General features: G+C 35.2%; 1 protein-coding gene. It reads left to right on the forward strand.

Annotation, left to right across the window (positions count from 1 at the left end; genetic code table 11):
- Nucleotides 1-626 (forward strand): hypothetical protein (locus JQM82_RS15790; protein WP_235251370.1); only part of this gene is annotated, 626 nt, incomplete at its 5' end.
- Between the last annotated feature and the right edge of the window lie 411 nt (nucleotides 627-1,037).

The raw sequence follows: 1,037 nt of genomic DNA on the forward strand, positions 1-1,037 counted from the left end.
ATTCTTTACATGAATTAGATGTATTGTCTGAAAAATCATTAAATGATGCGATTCAAAAGCAAAAAGAATTAATGGCTAGTACACCAAGCTTTAATGCTGCATGGGAAGATTTATATATCTCCGCAATGGGAGATTATTCTGCTGGCATTAGCCTTGTAAGATTAAGAGGAGCAACTCATACTGCTGACTATATGGATCATGCAATAGTTCCAATGGATAAAGTATATACCTCTTGGACTCCATCAACTATTTATCATAAAGGTGATTCCTGGGCAAACGAATTGACCCAGAATCAAGCTTTCACAGATGAAATCTATCCAAAATTTGAACAACAAATTCTTGTTCCTAACAAGTCTTCCGGGACAATATCTGGAAGTTTTGCCTATACAACGTCTAATTCAAGTCTCGATGCTTATACTGCATTACATAATGTGGATTATTCTGCTACATTCACAAAAAAATCATCTGGCGGTTATTCTGTAGCATTTAAAATTACAGATACATACGATTTTGACTGGGGAAACTATGATAATTTTGCTATTGGTTTTGGGAACAATTATTGTGCTGCAATGCAATCTAATGGATGGATAAAGCCCTTTCGCATTGTAATAACTGCAAATGGCTAATAAGGATTGCAATATAGCAATTTGCTCTTTGTATTTACACATAAAATAAGCTTAATTTCGGGGTGGATAAAATCCACCTCGTATTGTTTTATAATTATGAAAAAGAAACGCAAGCATTTTGCTCCCTTGCAAGGCTAGCTGGATATTCCAGTTTAAAAATACCCCCTTCCGATTTATCAGCGCAAACTTTTCCAGAACTATAGAGCAGTGCGTTCCGGTACAGAGAGCATCTTTGCTTTTGCTCGATTACCTAGGCTTTGAAACGCGGACTCAAAAGCTTTTGATAAGTGAATACACCTGTGTTTTCAGGCTTTTTATAAGAAATTTCTTCATTATTGTCAAATTCCTGTAGGTCATAGAAGCAGATAGTTAATTGCCTTAGAACCGCATTGTTTTTATATTATATTTATG

This window comes from Faecalicatena contorta (assembly GCF_021531995.1).
In the GTDB taxonomy this organism is placed as follows: domain Bacteria; phylum Bacillota; class Clostridia; order Lachnospirales; family Lachnospiraceae; genus Dorea_A; species Dorea_A contorta_A.